Annotated in this window: 14 protein-coding genes and 3 pseudogenes; 13 read left to right on the plus strand and 4 right to left on the minus strand. The window is 45.1% G+C overall.

The window, feature by feature from the left end; translation table 11 throughout:
- Positions 1-198 precede the first annotated feature (198 nt).
- The 3 genes and pseudogenes from OCV19_RS23330 to OCV19_RS23340 all read left to right on the plus strand — a co-directional run bounded on the left by OCV19_RS23330 (position 199) and on the right by OCV19_RS23340 (position 3027).
- Positions 199-996 (plus strand): Cof-type HAD-IIB family hydrolase, encoded by a 798-nt coding sequence (locus OCV19_RS23330; protein WP_065675759.1) that lies wholly within the window; start codon positions 199-201, stop codon positions 994-996.
- 180 nt (positions 997-1176) lie between these two features.
- Positions 1177-1824 carry a DsbA family oxidoreductase gene (locus tag OCV19_RS23335; RefSeq protein ID WP_065675758.1) on the plus strand — a complete coding sequence of 216 codons (648 nt, stop codon included), beginning with the start codon at positions 1177-1179 and terminating at the stop codon, positions 1822-1824.
- A gap of 34 nt (positions 1825-1858) precedes the next feature.
- Positions 1859-3027, plus strand: a pseudogene (locus tag OCV19_RS23340) (winged helix-turn-helix domain-containing protein).
- Positions 3028-3055: 28 nt separating this feature from the next.
- On the opposite strand, the gene OCV19_RS23345 reads toward OCV19_RS23340, so the two are convergent.
- Positions 3056-3913 (minus strand): LysR substrate-binding domain-containing protein, encoded by an 858-nt coding sequence (locus tag OCV19_RS23345; RefSeq protein WP_065675756.1) that lies wholly within the window; start codon positions 3911-3913, stop codon positions 3056-3058.
- A gap of 106 nt (positions 3914-4019) precedes the next feature.
- On the opposite strand from OCV19_RS23345, the gene OCV19_RS23350 reads away from it, so the two are divergent.
- From OCV19_RS23350 to OCV19_RS23365, 4 genes are all read left to right on the plus strand, one after another.
- Entirely contained in the window at positions 4020-4343 is a 324-nt protein-coding gene (locus tag OCV19_RS23350; protein WP_050620391.1) for a putative quinol monooxygenase, read from the plus strand.
- Between the two features lie 3 nt (positions 4344-4346).
- Positions 4347-5321, plus strand: a complete 975-nt coding sequence (locus OCV19_RS23355; protein ID WP_065675755.1) for a Gfo/Idh/MocA family protein — start codon at positions 4347-4349, stop codon at positions 5319-5321.
- A gap of 199 nt (positions 5322-5520) precedes the next feature.
- Positions 5521-5859 (plus strand): Fis family transcriptional regulator, encoded by a 339-nt coding sequence (locus OCV19_RS23360; RefSeq protein WP_065675754.1) that lies wholly within the window; start codon positions 5521-5523, stop codon positions 5857-5859.
- 431 nt (positions 5860-6290) lie between these two features.
- Positions 6291-8522: a hypothetical protein gene (locus OCV19_RS23365; RefSeq protein ID WP_065675753.1), complete on the plus strand. Its 2232-nt coding sequence runs from the start codon at positions 6291-6293 to the stop codon at positions 8520-8522.
- 43 nt (positions 8523-8565) lie between these two features.
- On the opposite strand, the pseudogene OCV19_RS23370 reads toward OCV19_RS23365, so the two are convergent.
- A pseudogene (locus tag OCV19_RS23370) lies at positions 8566-8879 on the minus strand (hypothetical protein); the annotation flags it as partial.
- A gap of 225 nt (positions 8880-9104) precedes the next feature.
- On the opposite strand from OCV19_RS23370, the pseudogene istA reads away from it, so the two are divergent.
- Positions 9105-10633 (plus strand): annotated as a pseudogene (istA, locus tag OCV19_RS23375) (IS21 family transposase).
- Positions 10634-10643: 10 nt separating this feature from the next.
- The gene (istB, locus tag OCV19_RS23380) at positions 10644-11384 is read left to right on the plus strand and encodes an IS21-like element ISVch3 family helper ATPase IstB (RefSeq protein WP_065677598.1); all 741 of its coding nucleotides are present in this window, start codon (positions 10644-10646) and stop codon (positions 11382-11384) included.
- A 27-nt stretch (positions 11385-11411) separates the two neighbouring features.
- On the opposite strand, the gene OCV19_RS23385 is transcribed toward istB, so the two are convergent.
- Both OCV19_RS23385 and OCV19_RS23390 read right to left on the minus strand, forming a co-directional pair.
- Positions 11412-11609 carry a hypothetical protein gene (locus tag OCV19_RS23385; RefSeq protein WP_065677639.1) on the minus strand — a complete coding sequence of 66 codons (198 nt, stop codon included), beginning with the start codon at positions 11607-11609 and terminating at the stop codon, positions 11412-11414.
- Between the two features lie 180 nt (positions 11610-11789).
- Positions 11790-12548, minus strand: coding sequence for a DeoR/GlpR family DNA-binding transcription regulator (locus tag OCV19_RS23390; protein WP_065677638.1), 759 nt, complete (start codon positions 12546-12548; stop codon positions 11790-11792).
- Positions 12549-12828: 280 nt separating this feature from the next.
- Here OCV19_RS23390 and ltnD point away from each other — a divergent pair, with 280 nt between their 5' ends.
- From ltnD to otnI, 4 genes are read left to right on the plus strand one after another with little or no spacing between them, the layout of a single operon-like run.
- Positions 12829-13743 carry an L-threonate dehydrogenase gene (gene ltnD / locus OCV19_RS23395; protein WP_065677637.1) on the plus strand — a complete coding sequence of 305 codons (915 nt, stop codon included), beginning with the start codon at positions 12829-12831 and terminating at the stop codon, positions 13741-13743.
- Between the two features lie 2 nt (positions 13744-13745).
- Positions 13746-15002 carry a 3-oxo-tetronate kinase gene (otnK, locus tag OCV19_RS23400; protein ID WP_065677636.1) on the plus strand — a complete coding sequence of 419 codons (1257 nt, stop codon included), beginning with the start codon at positions 13746-13748 and terminating at the stop codon, positions 15000-15002.
- A gap of 11 nt (positions 15003-15013) precedes the next feature.
- Positions 15014-15661 (plus strand): 3-oxo-tetronate 4-phosphate decarboxylase, encoded by a 648-nt coding sequence (otnC, locus tag OCV19_RS23405; protein ID WP_004732181.1) that lies wholly within the window; start codon positions 15014-15016, stop codon positions 15659-15661.
- Positions 15661-16437 carry a 2-oxo-tetronate isomerase gene (otnI, locus tag OCV19_RS23410; protein ID WP_065677635.1) on the plus strand — a complete coding sequence of 259 codons (777 nt, stop codon included), beginning with the start codon at positions 15661-15663 and terminating at the stop codon, positions 16435-16437. The genes otnC and otnI overlap by 1 nt, the downstream gene beginning before the upstream one ends.
- Positions 16438-16596 lie beyond the last annotated feature (159 nt).

Below are 16596 nucleotides of genomic sequence, written 5' to 3' on the forward strand. Positions count from 1 at the left end.
GGACTCAATCATTCAAAGCGACATGTCGGGCTGTTCAGTTTTGCGTTTGAAGCACATTTGAAGCGAATTATTAGAGCTCAGAAATAAGCATTGCTTTCACTGGCTACTCTAACGATATAATCGAACGCATAACCGTTACACAAGATAACGAAAAATCATAATTTACACTTTAATCTTTACTTATAGGTAAGCCCTGAAATGCCACAACAGAACATCAAATTTATCGCTGCTGATATGGACGGCACTCTGCTTAATGAACACGGAAAGTTAGACCCGGAATTCTTCAATCTTTATGAGCAACTAGAAGCTCAAAACATTATTTTTGCTGCGGCATCGGGTCGTCAGTACTACAGCTTGATGGAAACCTTTGCTCCACTTAAAGATCGCATGATGTTCGTTGCTGAAAACGGCACATTGGTGATGCACAAAGGCCAAGAACTTTACAGCTGCTTACTTGATACTGATGCCATCAAAGAGATCATTAAAGAAGCGCGTGCTATTAAAGGCGCGCATGTGGTGTTATGTGGTAAGAAATCGGCGTACATTGAAACCAAAGATGAGCGTGCTCTAGCGGAGATCTCTAAGTACTACCATCGCCGTGAGCAAGTAGAAGACTTACTGGCGGTAGAAGACGATTTCATCAAGGTGGCTATCTGTCACTTCGACGGTTCACAAGAGAAAGTGAACCCAACTATTGATGCCAAATTCGGTGAGAACTACCAAGTGGTTGTCAGTGCAAAAATTTGGTTGGATGTGATGAACGCTGAGGCATCAAAAGGCGCGGCGATTAAACATCTACAAAACACACTCGGCTTCACTTACGAGCAGACCATGAGTTTTGGTGACTACCTGAATGACTTGGAAATGCTTAAAGAGAGCTACCACTCTTACGCGATGGAAAACGCACATCCAAAGCTGAAAGAGATCGCTCGTTTTGGCGCGCCAAGTAACGTCGATGCAGGTGTGTTCCAAGTGCTAGAGAAACTGCTAGCGTAACGCGGTTAAGCTCAATCCGATTTTTATCAAAGCCAACTCGGTAATAGGAGTTGGCTTTTTTGTTGGCTACTGGTTCATCGAGTTAAATTTGAACGAGTGTTCAGCATGTTGTAGTCTAATCAGAAAGATGGGTATTCACTTTGAATTGAATACGCCTTAGTAACGATATTTGGAATGACGATGAGCAAGAAACTTCAACTTGATATTATTTCTGACGTGATGTGCCCGTGGTGCGTAGTCGGTTACAAAAACTTAGAGCAAGCCGTTTCAGAGCTTGGCTTAGAACAACAGATTGAACTTGAATGGCAGCCGTTTGAGCTTAACCTTGATATGCCGCAAGAGGGCGAAAACCTGCGTGATCATATCATGAGAAAATACGGTTCTAGCGCAGAAGAGAGCCAACGTTCACGTGAACAGCTTGCGGCGCGTGGCAAAGCGGTTGGTTTCGATTTCAATTTCTATGACAGCATGAGAATGGTCAATTCACGCCATCTCCATGTGCTTCTCGATTTTGCACTAGTGCACGGTAAACAGACTGAGTTAAAGCTACGCTTCTTTACTGCGCATTTTTCAGAGCAGAAAGATCTGTCGGATCTTGAAGTCATTGCACAAGAACTTGAAGCGGTTGGCTTGGACTCAACTAAGGCACTGAAACGCCTAAAGAACATCGATAACTTGAAGCAAATTGAAGCGCAAGAGTTTGAATGGCAACGCATGGGGATCTCTGCGGTACCTACTGTGGTATTCAACCGCAAGAGTGCAGTGACAGGCGCGCAGACGGTTGAAACGTACAAGCAAATCCTTCAAGAGCTTATTGCTGAATCATAAGCCAGTCATTGGTATCAATTAGAGTCTGAATTACATGGAATCACTGTCACTCGCACAAGCGCAAAAACTGGTATTGCTTTCGCAAAAGCTGCCGCCTAAAAAGCAACGCAATGGAGGCACTTTGGCGAACACGCTGTCTGCGATTGAAAACCTTGGCTATGTGCAAATTGATACCATTTCCGTGATTCAGCGAGCCCACCATCATACGCTGTGGAATCGCAATCAAGGCTACCAATTGAACCATCTTGATAAGCTGCTAGAGCGTCGAGAGGTATTTGAGTATTGGTCGCATGCCGCCGCGTATTTACCCATGCGAGACTACCGTTTCAGCCTACATCGAAAGAATGGCTTTGCGAGCGGTAAGCTCAAGCATTGGTATAAAAAGGATGACGCACTGATGGCTCATGTTCTCAAACGTATTGAGAATGAAGGGCCGTTGATGGCGAAAGATTTTGAAGGGGATAGGCCAAACCCCGGCGGTTGGGGCGGTAAACCGGCCAAGCAAGCATTAGAAACCTTGTTCATGCAAGGCGACTTAATGGTGCCAAGCCGAGTTAACTTTCATAAGGTGTATGACCTAACCGAGCGAGTTTTACCGAGCGGAATTGATACCTCTGAGCCGACAGAACAAGAGTACATCGAGCATCTGATAACACGTTATTTAGAGGCTAACGGAGTTGGAATAGCGTCGGAAATGAGCTACCTACTCAAGAACACAAAGCCTTTGATTCAGAGAGCACTCCAACAGATGCTTGAAGATAAGCAGGTTCTGAAAGTAGATATTCAAGGCTCTGATTACTATGTCCTGCCAGGTGCTTTTGAACTGCTGAATCAACCTCTTTCCAGAACCAAGCTTAAGATACTGTCTCCGTTTGATAACCTGCTGATTCAACGAAAGCGAATGCAATCATTGTTCAACTTTGACTACCTCCTTGAATGCTATGTTCCAGAGGCCAAGCGTCAGTTTGGTTACTTTAGTTTGCCGATTCTATGGCAAGGTAAACTGGTGGCGCGAATGGATTGCAAGGTCGATAGAAAGAGTCGCTTACTCAATATTCGTAACTTGGTTGTTGAAGGCAGCGTTAAAACTCATGAGTCTTTGATTCACGCTTTATGCGAAGAACTTAAACACTTCATGGTGTTTAACCAATGTGATGAGATGATCGTCCATAACGCTTGATGAGCCATTGGCAAACAGTCTAGCGGTCTTTGTTGTTTAGAAAGCGCTTAGTTACTCAGAAAGAGAGGCTAATAAAAACTCGACAAAAGTTCGGTTCTTCAACGACAGTTGTTTGGTTTTGTAGAGCAAGTGAATCGGCTTTGGTAACGGCGCCATGCCGGGCAAGATCTCCAATAACATCCCACGCTCAATTTCTTCTGCGACCAAGATAGTCGGCTGTAACAACACACCTACACCTTGTAGAGCGGCATATCGCAACACATCCCCATTATTCGACATCAAGCGCACACGTTCTTTATTCGGTGTAGCGTGAGGAGCTTGGCTGCTGTAACTGAACCCAAGCGACGGGTGCTGCGCTAAGTCTTCTAATACTCTGATATCAGCATGCTGGTTAAGATAATCGGGCGCCGCGCAATAACACATTTCATAACCCCCTAAATACCTTGCGACCAAGCTTGAATCAGATAGGTCACCAATTCGCACAATTAGATCAATGTCAGATGAATAAGGATCAACAAGGTCATTATTCAACATCAGCTCAACGTTAATGGTTGGGTGATGCGCGAGAAACTTAGCTACGATAGGGGCAAGTACCTTGTTGCCGTAGGTGACGGGGCAGTTAATCTTTACTGTGCCTTGCGGTTGGTTTTCCAAGGTTTGAATCAGGTTCTCTGCATTGCTGATGTCTTCGAGAATTCGCTTACACTCACGATAGTAAAGCTGCCCTGAGTCGGTTAACGATTGCTTACGCGTGGTGCGGTGGATCAGCTGAGAGTTCAAACTGGTTTCTAAGGAATGGACATGCTTACTGATCATGGTCGCCGACAGGTTGAAGTGGTTTGCGGCGCTACGAAAGCTGTCCTGTTCCACTACGTAGACGAAGACTTTCATGCTGGTTAACTTATCCATTGAACACTCTTGGTTGATAAACAATAAACAAAAGGTGAGTTTATCAATTATTAGGGGTTAATTATATTAATGGCAAACCGATAATTAACTAAAATAAGAGCGTGAAATGCCTCAAACGAATGAAACTATCTTTGTTACTGCCGAACTTAAGATCAAAACCAACATAGAGCGAGCTGCTGCGATCGAAGCTATCGAACAGTTTTGTTTAGACATGCAAAGCGAGCCAGGCTGCCTACAAGCGATTGCAACCTATGATCAAAGCCAAAGCGATCGTGTGATTTTGCTTGAGCAATACGCAAACCGTGAAGCGATTAATCAGCACTTTGGTATGCCTCATACCCAAGCGTTTATTGAGCGTGATATAACGGAATTAGTACAAGCATTTGAAACGCAACGTGGACCTATCAAAGCACAAGAGCAGGAGATCTAAGACATGAAATGGGGAATCCTAGGAACCAGCTTTATCTCAGGCGTAATGGCGGATGCGATTAAAGGCGATGCTCAAAGCGAGTTGTATGCCGTTGCTGGTCGTACTGAAAAAACACTTAACGAGTTTGCTGCCCAATACCAACCAACACGAACCTTCAACAGCTATGAAGCCTTGATTGAAGATGAGTCGGTCGACATTATCTACATTGCTCTGCCAAACCATGTCCATCATGAGTATGTGATTAAAGCAGCTCAAAAAGGCAAAGCGATCTTGTGTGAGAAGTCTCTGTCGGTAGATATGGAAAAAACCGAGCAAGCTTTACAAGCCGTGAAAGAAGCGGGCGTATTCTTTGCTGAAGGTCTGATGTATTTAAACCATCCACTTATCACCAAGCTTCATCAAGAACTGGCAACTGGTGAGATCGGCGAAGTGCGCTCAATTCAAGGTTCCTACGTTGCGGCGATTGATCAGTTCGTGAATCCTGCGAGCAAAGGCGCGCTATACAACCTTGGTTGCTACCCAATGTCGCTGATTCACTCTGTTGCGCAGCAGCTGTTCGGTGAGAGTGTGTTCGATGATGTGCAGATCTCGGCAATCGGCCGACGAGGCGAAGATAGCAATATCTGTGAATCGTCGGCGATGATGCGTTTCAATGACCGCTTTACCGCGCAAATCCACACTGCTGAAGACCACGGTTTAAAGCATGGTTTTACGATCCTAGGCAGCAAAGGCTGTATCACGCTAGATACTAATCCATGGCTACCGACGGCAGAAAACACGTTTACGGTAGAGATCTATGAGACGTCGACACGTGAAGTTAAAGTCGAAGCGCAAGGTGATGGTTTCCATTATCAAGTGCGCAATATCCGCCAAGCGGTTGAGCAAGGTGACACACAACTTGCTGCGCCAATGGCAACCCACCAAGACTCTCGCGTGATCATGACGTTATTAACGGATTGGGAACAAGCCGCGAGCTAGTGTCTTAGTAAATTCTATACTCGTCTCATGTTTGATCGCCTCGTAAGCTATCAAACATGAGGCGTTTCCTCTATATCTTCCAGTCGACTCTCCCCAATAAATACTTTGCATTTGAAACCGCCACAGTGTCCAATATCAGGTAGTACGAAACTGACCGAAAAACCTTATTTTTTAAGGTGTTAAATAGGACCTTTGCCGCATGCGTAAATCAGATAAGAAAATCGAGAATCAAATCAGAGACGTGTTAACTGACGTTTGTGAAGACACGCTGAAAGGCTTCGATGGTTTTTTATGGGTGACTCACTCGGTCAACTTCTCATCTTTTCCACAAAGTTTGAAAATTGTCTGTGTATTCGATACCAATCAGGATAGAACGAACTTCTTAAGTGGCGAAGGTCAACAGAGTGCCTCTGGGGCTATCCAACACGCGTTCAATCAAGTTGGGATTCAACTGAAGAATATCGATAAGCATGTTAGTTACGATACACAAGAAAATTGCGACCGTGACCACCAAGGGAAGTGGAACAAGAGGCTTTAAGGTGCGTTGTCATCGTTCTTGTTTAGACAGCCTATCCAAATTGAGTTTCAATAGTGTGGCGCTCAAACTGAGATTCGATACAGCAAATCCAAGTCCTATTCTGAGTTCTAGGCTCTGATAACTTCTCATCTTCCAAACCGTATTATTCTCATTTTGAGAAAATCTGAGCTGATTTCTCGTTAGCCGGAGATACTTGGTTTCCAAATAAAATTAAAATCACAAAAACTTATATTTTCCTTAATGCATTGATTTTGAATCGGCATTTGCTCGTTTTACTTGCCACCGATGAAACAAGACAGACGAGCACTTGAACAATAGAGCCATGTAGTCGATACTTTTTTCGTATTTTGATTCCTAAATTGACACGTAAGTTGGCTGACTTTTCGTCTTGTGATTTAAGGCATGACAGTATCGATTAGGAAATTTGAATCATGAAAACCTACATTTCTGGGCTGCTCGCACTCATACCGTCATGTTTAATCGCTGGTTACGCTTTTGCTGTTGGTACAGCGGTTGTGCTGCCAGGGCAACATGAAGTTGGTGTTGATCTTTCGGGCTCCCCACTATCTGCGAATGCCGTCATTGATTGGGAAATTTCCAACAGTGATATTGTGTTCGGAGCTTATGCCGACAAAGCCGACAATGAGCGGGCCACGACAATTGGTTATATGTACAACCAAGTCATGGCGATGAATTCGGGTTGGTTGGAGAACGATCTCCGTAACCAAGCTGAGTTAGAAGGCCTCAATTTCGAAGACTATTTCCTGCACTTTTCTGAAGATACTGTCATTGCCGAAGTTGATAAAACTCATGGCGAGAAGACCCTTTTAAACCGAAAACCTATGATCTTGGGCTATACAGCCAGTGAAGACCATGCTGGCTTTTGGCTGTATCAAGAGCCTCCGTGGGATGCCGATGTGTTTGAGAATTTCGAACAGGGTGGGGCTTTGTATGTCTATCATGCTGAGCAGTTCGAACGGCTGACCTTTAAATTCTCACAGTTTGCTGGCAACGGCGAATTCTGGATTGAATACCCAACGGCTATTGATTCTCAGGGAAGGGTTTCACAGTGGGAAAGGCTCGACGTAAAGAAAGACAAAACGCTCAATATGACCAAAAACCAATCGGTGATCTGGAACCTTCCGGATAACTGGGTAAGAGCCACAACTCATGATGGCAGTGGTGCGAGCTATGGTGGCGGCCAGTATTTTGGCTCCACCTTTTTGAGAGATGGTGGGCGCTTATACGTTGTGAGAGTTCGTTGGCAAAGTGAGAACGCCGACGACAGGCCGCGTTTAAAAGAAGTAAAACTCAAGAACAGTTTTCCAACCGTCAAGTTAACCGATGCTCCGACTACAACGCCGGACGGCAATGCTATCAGCCAATGGCGAAAAATCCGCGGTTTTGATGTGTCTGCAGACCTAGATGGCGATAATTACTTGTCGCCAAGTGAGTATCGAAATCGAACCAATAAGAACGCGACAGCGCGTTTTCGTTGGGAATCAAGAGTGGTGCCATTTGGTCGAATGTGGAGCGCTAACTCATCTTGGTCGCTAACGAACGTCGCAAACGCGGATTATCTATCTGCTATTCATCGCTACTACAAGCAAAGCTGGGCAAGCCAAGGTTTGAATGGTGCGTATAACGACGACACAAATAAACTCATTGGTTCGAACCAGTTCTATGTTCACTCTGGCGGGCATGTTCAAGAGTTAGGAGCAGTTGCGGGTTCGAATCAAGCGGATGATCTCTATAAACAACAATTTTCAGCGTTTCTGAAAAATCTATCTGCTTTAGAAAGTGATGCGTCGATTGGGTTGAATATCGGAACCGCGAACTTACTGGGTCGAAATGGACAGTCTCATCTTAGCGAGGCGGGATCTCTGTATTTACGCGAGCACTACATTTTTCCATCTACTGGGTTTAGTGGTTACTCGGGGATCTCTAAATTCTGGGATAATTCAGCGCTCGCCTACAATGGACAAAGTGTTATTTTTCAGGCGACAACGCGTTATGGGCGAGTTCAGTATCTTGGAAATAGTGAAGAGAGTTGGAAGCAAGACCAATACTCGACCCTAGCGATCTACTACCTCAATCGACATGCTCAACATAGCTATTTCAATCAGTGGAACAATGGTTACGTCTATGGAAGTGGCAATACGACGGCTGACACTTTCTGGCAAAGTGGTGTCCCTAAAAACATCGCCTATCAACCAAGTTCGTTATTGGCCGTTGATTTGGGAGAGCCGAGTCATCAAATCCCACAAGGCTTTGAACCGATTCCTTTGATGCTATCAACAACGACACCTCAACCCGCGGACTACACCATCGTTGGCGATGCCTCGATGAACGAAATGGTGCATGCTGATCTGCCCAACGGTATGACGCACGTTCTACCGACGTTCACGTACTTTATGTATCAATCTGAAAATCAGGTGGTTGCTGGTGGTCCTGAGGACATGGTGTTAGCGAGAGAGTTTAGCAATGGTCGTGTGTTGTATCGTACGGATTTCCACGGTAAGAATCCGAGCTTTTATGAAACGTCAAAACTCACCATTGCGTTGGATGTTCCAATGAAACCTGTTGATGCTAACGGTAACGTTGGTGACTATGTGAGTGAAATAGAAATTGGCGGTTATGAAGGGCTTTTCTTACTTTATTAGAACCAATGCGAGTGAGTACTCTCGAACCAGAGCAGACTAGAATTTAGGTTCGGGATATGAGCTTATTCTTTTTACACTGTTTGAACTCTTTGGCGATCCACGATTGCTCGTTTAAACCATTGTCGATTAGAGCAAAAAGGTAGCCATCGACTTTGCCTGAAGCCGCAGGATATTCTTGAAATAGCCGGGGTAATCTGTCTCGTATTGAGCGTCTAACTGCTTACCGAGTTGACGCCATTTTACGAATAACTCAGAAGAAGATGTCTCAACCTTATATTGGCCTAAAATGCGTTGGTGGTGGGTTAACGCCACTTTAGCGCAGTGATTGGTCTGTACGACTTTTTGTATCAATTGCATATTTCGGAGCATTCCGATCAGTCATTTCGGGATTATCCGATCACCCATTTCGGTTTAAACCGATCACTGATTCCGCGATTATCCGATCACTTTTAGTCAAACTCCGAAATCGGTGATCGGAATAGCGAAAACCGCGATCGTAATGGCCGAAATCCTTCCTTTTTCTCTTTTAAATCAATAGCTCGCTATTCTTTACTTCTTAAACAAGAAGGAAAGGAAGCGACAATGGCCAAAAAGAGAACTCCAATGAACAAAATCAAAGAGGTATTACGCCTTAAATACGACTGCGGTCTCTCAAATCGTGGTATCGCTTCTTGCCTTAAACTCGGCCCGTCCACCGTATCAGAACTCCTTACTCGCTTTAAACAAAGCCAACTTGGTTGGCCTCTACCCGACAGTTGCAGCGATGCAGATCTCACACAGGCGCTGTATCACGGCAAGAAAGTCAGTCGAGATAAAGTTATGCCAGACTTCACTCAATACGCAGTCGAACTCAGGCGTAAAGGTATGACAAAGATGCTGCTCTGGCAGGAGTATCATGAGCAATATCAAGAGCAAGCTTACGCTTACACTCAGTTCTGCGAGCACTTCACTCGTTGGTTCAAAACCCAAAAACGCAGCATGCGCCAGCTTCATGTTGCAGGTGATAAACTGTTTATCGATTACTGTGGGCCTCGGCTTCAGGTGGTCAACCCTGACACAGGCGAAGTGCGCGAAGCGGAGGTGTTCGTCGCGACTTTAGGCGCGTCCAATTACTTATGTTGAAGCCTTCCCAGCCAAGGGAAGCCCTACTGGTTAGAGGCGCATGCGAATGCGTTCGAACACTTCGGTGGCGTACCACAACTCTTAGTTCCCGATAACCTACGCAGCGCAGTCACCAAAGCCAATCGTTATGAGCCGAGACTGAACGACAGCTATCAAAAGCTGGCTAATCACTATCAAACAGCCGTGATGCCTGCTCGCCCCTACAAACCGAAAGACAAAGCCAAGGCAGAGAATGCCGTGCTCCTAGTAGAACGCTGGATCATGATGCGGTTGCGACACCAAGCCTTCCACACTTTTAAAGAGTTGAATCTCGCCATCCGTGAACTCATGAATGAGTTAAATCAGCGTGAGATGAAACAGTATGGCGCCAGCCGCCAAGCGCTGTTCGATAAACTCGACAAACCTGCATTAAAGCCACTGCCTAGGCAGCGTTACCTGTATACCGAAACTAAACGAGCCAAAGTTGGCCCTGACTATCACATCGAATATCGCCGTCATTACTACTCGGTTCCCCATCAACTTGTTGGTCACCATGTCGAGTTGGAAGCCTCTAATCGCCTGGTGCAGATCTACCATCAAGGTAACTTGGTGGCCCAGCATCCACGTAGCCAAAGAGAGCGAGGAAACAGCACCCAACCAGAGCACATGCCAAGCAACCATCAACATCAGAAGTGGTCGCCAGGGCGCTTGCTTAGCTGGGGAGCCAATATCGGCCCAGCCACACGAGAAGTCGTCAATAAGATGCTGAACTCCAAGCCTCATCCAGAGCAGTCTTATCGTTCCTGCCTTGGCTTGCTCAGCCTCAGTAAAACCTATGGCGAATCGCGCCTAGAGCAAGCCTGTAAAGATGCGCTGATGCTGACAAAATCCAATTACACCTTCATCAGCAATTTGTTGAAAACAATCGTGAAGGACAACTGAGTAAAGACAACACGAGTACGCCAAATCTTGTTCATAGCAATGTTCGTGGCCCGAACAGTTATCACTAGGAGAAAGGATATGAATGCACTGAACGACCAACTCAAAACCCTACGCTTGAGCCATGCAGCGAAAGCATTAGAGCAGCAGCAAGAGCAACTGACCACCTACGCAGAACTGGACTTCGAGGAAAGGCTAAGCCTACTTCTGGAAAGCGAGATCTTGAATCGCAATCAGAGCAAAATCCAACGCTTAAAACGACAAGCCAAGCTGAGAGTAGATGCGCAGCCGAGCCAACTTATCTATAAGGAGGGACGAAACCTCAATCGTAAACAGATGAGCGAACTTCTGACGGGCAGTTATCTATACAAACACCAGAACATCTTGGTTACAGGCCCAACAGGCGCAGGCAAAACGTATCTTGCCTGCGCACTGGCAACCAGCGCCTGTGACCAACAACAAACGGTTAAGTACTACCGATTAACTCGCTTGCTTGACGACCTGACCGCTGGTCGTCTGGATGGTAGCTATCAAAAGCAACTCCAATCGCTGGCTAAGAAAGCCTTACTGATCCTCGACGACTGGGGGATGGAAAAACTCACTCAAGAGCATGCGGGTCACTTATTAGAAGTGCTGGAAGAGCGTTATCAAAACAGCAGCACAATCGTCATCAGCCAGTTACCTGTAAGGGAGTGGTACAACATGATCGGCAACGCCACCGTCGCGGACGCGCTAATGGATCGGCTAGTACACAATAGTCATAGAATAGAACTGGGAGGTGAGTCAATGAGAAAACTGGCGCAATCCGATCACTTAGAGTAAAAATAAGAAGAGGGAAAAACGGTAGGATCAGGTGATCGGAATAAACCGAAACGAGCGATCGCAATCACCGAAATACGCAATCAATTCAACTTGTTCTTCACTCATGGTTTTCGCCAGTACATTCTCTTGTTCGATACGCGCCATTCGCTCACTAAACGTTTCAGCATGGATGGGAAACACAAAAGTAAGCGGTAAAGCCAATACCAAAAGACGCTTGTAGAACATAACCTAACTCGTTGAATGGATTCGTGACTATTATGCCGTTGAGTAACAATATTATTAACGAATAAACGCGCTTAATTGTAAGAATTATTTTTATCGAGTAGATAAATAGATGATTTTGGAGTGGTGGTATTCAGGCTCTGAATGTTAGGTTGGTGAGCCTGAAATTTGATGAGGGATCCGTTACGAATTAATGACCTTGATGCCTTTGTCTTGAAGCTCATCAATCACACTACTCGAAAGATCAATATCGGTGATCACGCCATCAAGCGCACTTAAATCTAAGGCGTGGAAGGTAGCGATACGTCCGTATTTGGTTGAGTCTGAAATCAGATAGTTCGAATGAGCTGCTTGAACAATGGCTTGTTTGACTAATACCTTATTTTCACAAGGTGTCGAGAGCCCTTTTAGATTCCAAGATGAAGAAGAGATAAACGCAATATCAATATTCATCCCTGCCAAGAACTCAGCTACTTTGCCCCCAATACTCGATTGATTTTCACGGTCAACCTTGCCACCAGTATGGTAAATCTCAGATTGTGTGCTGTTCATTAGGTACGCGGCAATCGCGAAGTCATTGGTGATGATAAGCAGATCATCTCGCCCTGCAAGTTGGTGAGCGATCTCCAAAGAGGTTGTTCCAGCGTCTAAGTAGATAGTCGAATACTCAGGAACCAATTGAGCAGCTAGTTGACCTATTTGAGCTTTTTCGCTTGCTTGCTGTTCTACCTTGATGTCGTGTGACAATTCGCTGTGAAGTGCTTTAGTCAGCTGAACGCCACCCGAAACTGAAATCACTTTCCCTGATGTCTCTAGCTTTACGATATCTCGACGAATGGTCATATGAGACACCTCTAAGTGCTCAACAAGCTCAGAAATACTGATCACTTCTTGGTGTGATAATAGTGACAAAATGGTTCTCTGACGTTCCGCTGGAATCATGATTTTTCTTCTATGTTCTTATTTTTCATCATCCTATCAATCTTTAGCTGTTTTGTGAATATCTGTGAATATCTGTTGTGAAATTGCAATTAGAACTGTGATTGCTGCCGAAATTACCCTTATCTAATGCCTCTAAAGGGTTGAATTACTCAGTGGTGTTAACTTTTGTTAAAAGTGTGACTTATCACTAAGTCGCATTCGATTACTTCACATATAATCACAAACATAAACAAGAATTAACAAATCTAGAATTCAATAATTACGTGAAAGGCATCTTGCTATGAATGAAGTTCAATCTGTTGGTGTTATCGGTTTAGGTTCTATGGGCATGGGCGCAGCGAAGTCATGCGTGCGTGCAGGGCTTGATGTATATGGTTTCGATTTGAATCCGCAAGCGCTTGAAACCTTGGGTGAATATGGCGCAAAAGCGGTCTCGACAAGTGCGGTTGAGTTTGCAGACAAACTTGATTCAGTTTTGGTATTGGTTGTGAATGCAGCTCAAGTTAACACGGTACTGTTTAAAACTGGTCTTGCGGCGGCACTAAGACCTAACACGCCAGTTATGGTCTCGGCAACGATCTCAGCAGAAGACGCGAAACAAATCGAAGCTGAGCTTGCTGAACATGATCTTGTGATGCTGGATGCGCCAGTGTCCGGCGGTGCAGTAAAAGCAGAAGCGGGTGAAATGACGATTATGGCTTCAGGTGCGGTGACCACATTTGAAGCACTGGCTCCGGTACTTGATGCAACAGCAGCTAAAGTCTACAACATCGGTGAGACCATTGGCCTTGGTGCGACCGTTAAGATTATCCACCAGTTACTAGCAGGTGTTCATATTGCTGCGGGCGCTGAAGCGATGGCACTAGCCGCACGCGCAAACATTCCGCTTGATTTGATGTACGACGTTGTTACGAATGCAGCGGGCAACTCTTGGATGTTCGAGAACCGCATGAAGCACGTAGTCGATGGTGATTACTCTCCAAAATCTATGGTTGATATCTTTGTGAAGGATTTGAACTTGGTATCAGATACCGCTCAAGATCTGAAATTCCCACTCCCACTATCAAGTGCTGCACTGAACATGTTCGTTAGCGCGAGTAATGCTGGATTTGGTCAAGAAGACGACAGTGCAGTGATAAAAGTCTTCCAAGGCATTGATCTACCAGGTGTAAATACGTCAAAGGCGGAGAAATAATCATGTTATTAGGTGTTATTGCAGACGACTTTACAGGTGCTACAGACATTGCTGGTTTCTTGGTTGAAAACGGTATGCGCACTGTTCAATTGAATGGGATTCCAACGGGAGAGTTTGACACATCAGCAGATGCAGTGGTGATCAGCCTTAAATCTCGCTCTTGCCCAGCTGACCAAGCGGTGACGGATTCGGTTACTGCGCTTAAATGGCTTCAATCTCAAGGTTGCCAACAGTTTTACTTTAAATACTGCTCAACGTTCGACAGTACCGCTCAGGGCAATATTGGTCCCGTAACAGATGCACTTTTGGCGGAACTTGGAGAATCTTTCACTATGGTTTGCCCTGCATTGCCAGTAAATGGTCGCACGGTTTACAACGGTCACTTGTTTGTTTTTGGTGAGTTGCTCAGTGATTCAGGTATGCGTAATCACCCTGTTACACCAATGATGGATTCCAGTGTGGTTCGAATGATGGACGCACAATCAGAAGGTGTTTCCGGTTTAGTTAACTTTCAAACGATTGAACAGGGCGCTGATGCGGTTACCGCTCGTTTTAACGAACTCAAAGCTCAAGGTAGTCGCTACGCCGTTGTAGACGCATTTAATGCAGAGCACTTGGTGACGTTAGGTCAAGCGGCTAAATCTCTGAAACTAATCACAGGTGGTTCAGGCCTAGCTGCTGGTATCGCTAAAAATTGGACAGAACATCTTGCTGATCAAAGTGATGCAAAACATGCCGGTAGCCCAGTCAAAGCACCAACCGTTGTGTTCTCTGGTTCTTGTTCAGTGATTACTAACCAACAAGTTGCGGTATACCGGCAGCTTGCTCCTCACTTTGCTATCGATGTGAAGGCTTGCTTAACCAATGATCAATACGCCAATGAAGTGTTCGATTGGGTGATGACCAATAACCAAGGCGAGTTTGCTCCTTTGGTTTATGCAACCGCAGATGCTGCCGCACTAAAAGCAATTCAAGAAGAGTACGGCGCACAAGCGTCAAGCCACGCCGTTGAACAATTTTTTAGTCAACTCGCTATCAAACTACAACAACATGGCGTGAAAAACTTCATCGTTGCTGGTGGTGAAACATCAGGCGTCGTGACGCAAAGCCTAGCTGTGAAAGGTTTTCATATTGGTCCTCAAATCGCACCAGGTGTGCCTTGGGTTAAATCGGTCGAAGGTGAGTTATCACTAGCGCTAAAATCGGGCAATTTTGGTGATGAAAACTTCTTCGCTAAAGCTCAATCATTCTTTTCATAAGCGAGATTCAAATGAGTAAAGTTTTGATGAACGAGCAGCAGTTAAGAGAGCAAATGGTCACGCTCGCTCGTTCAATGTTCGAACGAGGTTACGCGACAGGTGGTGCAGGTAACCTATCTATCAAATTGCCAAATGGGCATTTTCTAGCAACACCAACAGGCTCTTCATTTGGTCGCCTTGTCGCTGAGGAATTGTCGGTTGTTGATATCGATGGCAACCACATCTCAGGTAAGAAGCCTTCTAAAGAAGCGGCATTCCACCTAGCGATTTACCGTAATAACCCTGTATGCAATGCCATTGTTCATTTGCATTCTACTTACCTTACCGCGTTGTCTTGCCTTGAAGGGTTGGATCGTAACAACGCGATTAAGGCTTTCACACCGTATTTCGTGATGCGAATTGGCGAGTTACCAGTCATTCCTTACCTACGCCCTGGTGACCCACAAATCGCTGAAGAGTTGGCAAAACGAGCAGGTGATTATCGAGCATTCTTGTTAGCAAACCACGGCCCAGTAGTAACAGGCACTGACTTTATTGATGCCGTTGATAACGCTGAAGAGCTAGAAGAGACCGCCAAATTAGCATTCTTATTGAAAGGGAATGATATCCGTTACCTAACGGACGAAGAAGTGATGGATTTAAAAGGGAGAGGCAAATAATGGCTAAGTTCGCAGCAAACTTAACGATGTTATTCACAGAAGTGCCATTTCTGGAGCGTTTTGAGAAGGCACATAAAGCGGGTTTCAAAGCAGTTGAATACCTATTCCCTTATGCATTTGAGGCCGAAGAGCTTGCAGAAAAAATGCAGGAATTTGGTTTTGAACAGGCACTTTTCAATATGCCTCCGGGTGATTGGGACGCAGGTGAACGAGGCTTCGCAGCGATTCCTGGCCGTGAAGAAGAGTTTAAAGCAAGCGTTGATACGGCACTTATGTACGCTAAAGCGCTGAACTGCAAGAAAGTTCACGCGATGTCGGGTCTACATGATGCGAAGTTCACGAGGCAGCAACACGTTGAAATCTTTATCTCAAATATTCGTTTTGCCGCAGATAAGTTTGCTGAGCATAACATCGAATTGATGATTGAACCGCTAAATAGCCGTGATGTTCCTAATTACTTCGTTGCTCACCAACGTGACGCTGTTGAACTGATTAAGTTAGTCGATAGGCCAAATGTGAAGCTGCAACTCGACCTTTATCACGCGCAAATCATGGATGGTGATTTAAGTACTTTGATTCGTGAAGTGGCTGCTTATACCGGTCATATCCAAATTGCTTCTGTACCAGAAAGGCATGAACCATCGGAAGGCGAACTGAACTACCCACACTTGTTTAGTGTTTTGGATGATTCAGGTTACCAAGGTTGGATTGGTTGTGAATACAACCCAAGAGGCACGACAGAAGAGGGGCTTGGCTGGGTAAACAGTTATTTATAGCGCGGTGGGAATGGCGTTTATATGTAACGAACCATAAAAGTAAAAAACTGATTTAGATAATACGGCTTACAGGCAAGCCAACACATAACGATAAAGTGCAATAGGTGATCCCGATATCACCTATATGCACCACCCTACAATTTTCATAAAAATGAAGAA

Source organism: Vibrio celticus, from assembly GCF_024347335.1.
In the GTDB taxonomy this organism is placed as follows: domain Bacteria; phylum Pseudomonadota; class Gammaproteobacteria; order Enterobacterales; family Vibrionaceae; genus Vibrio; species Vibrio celticus.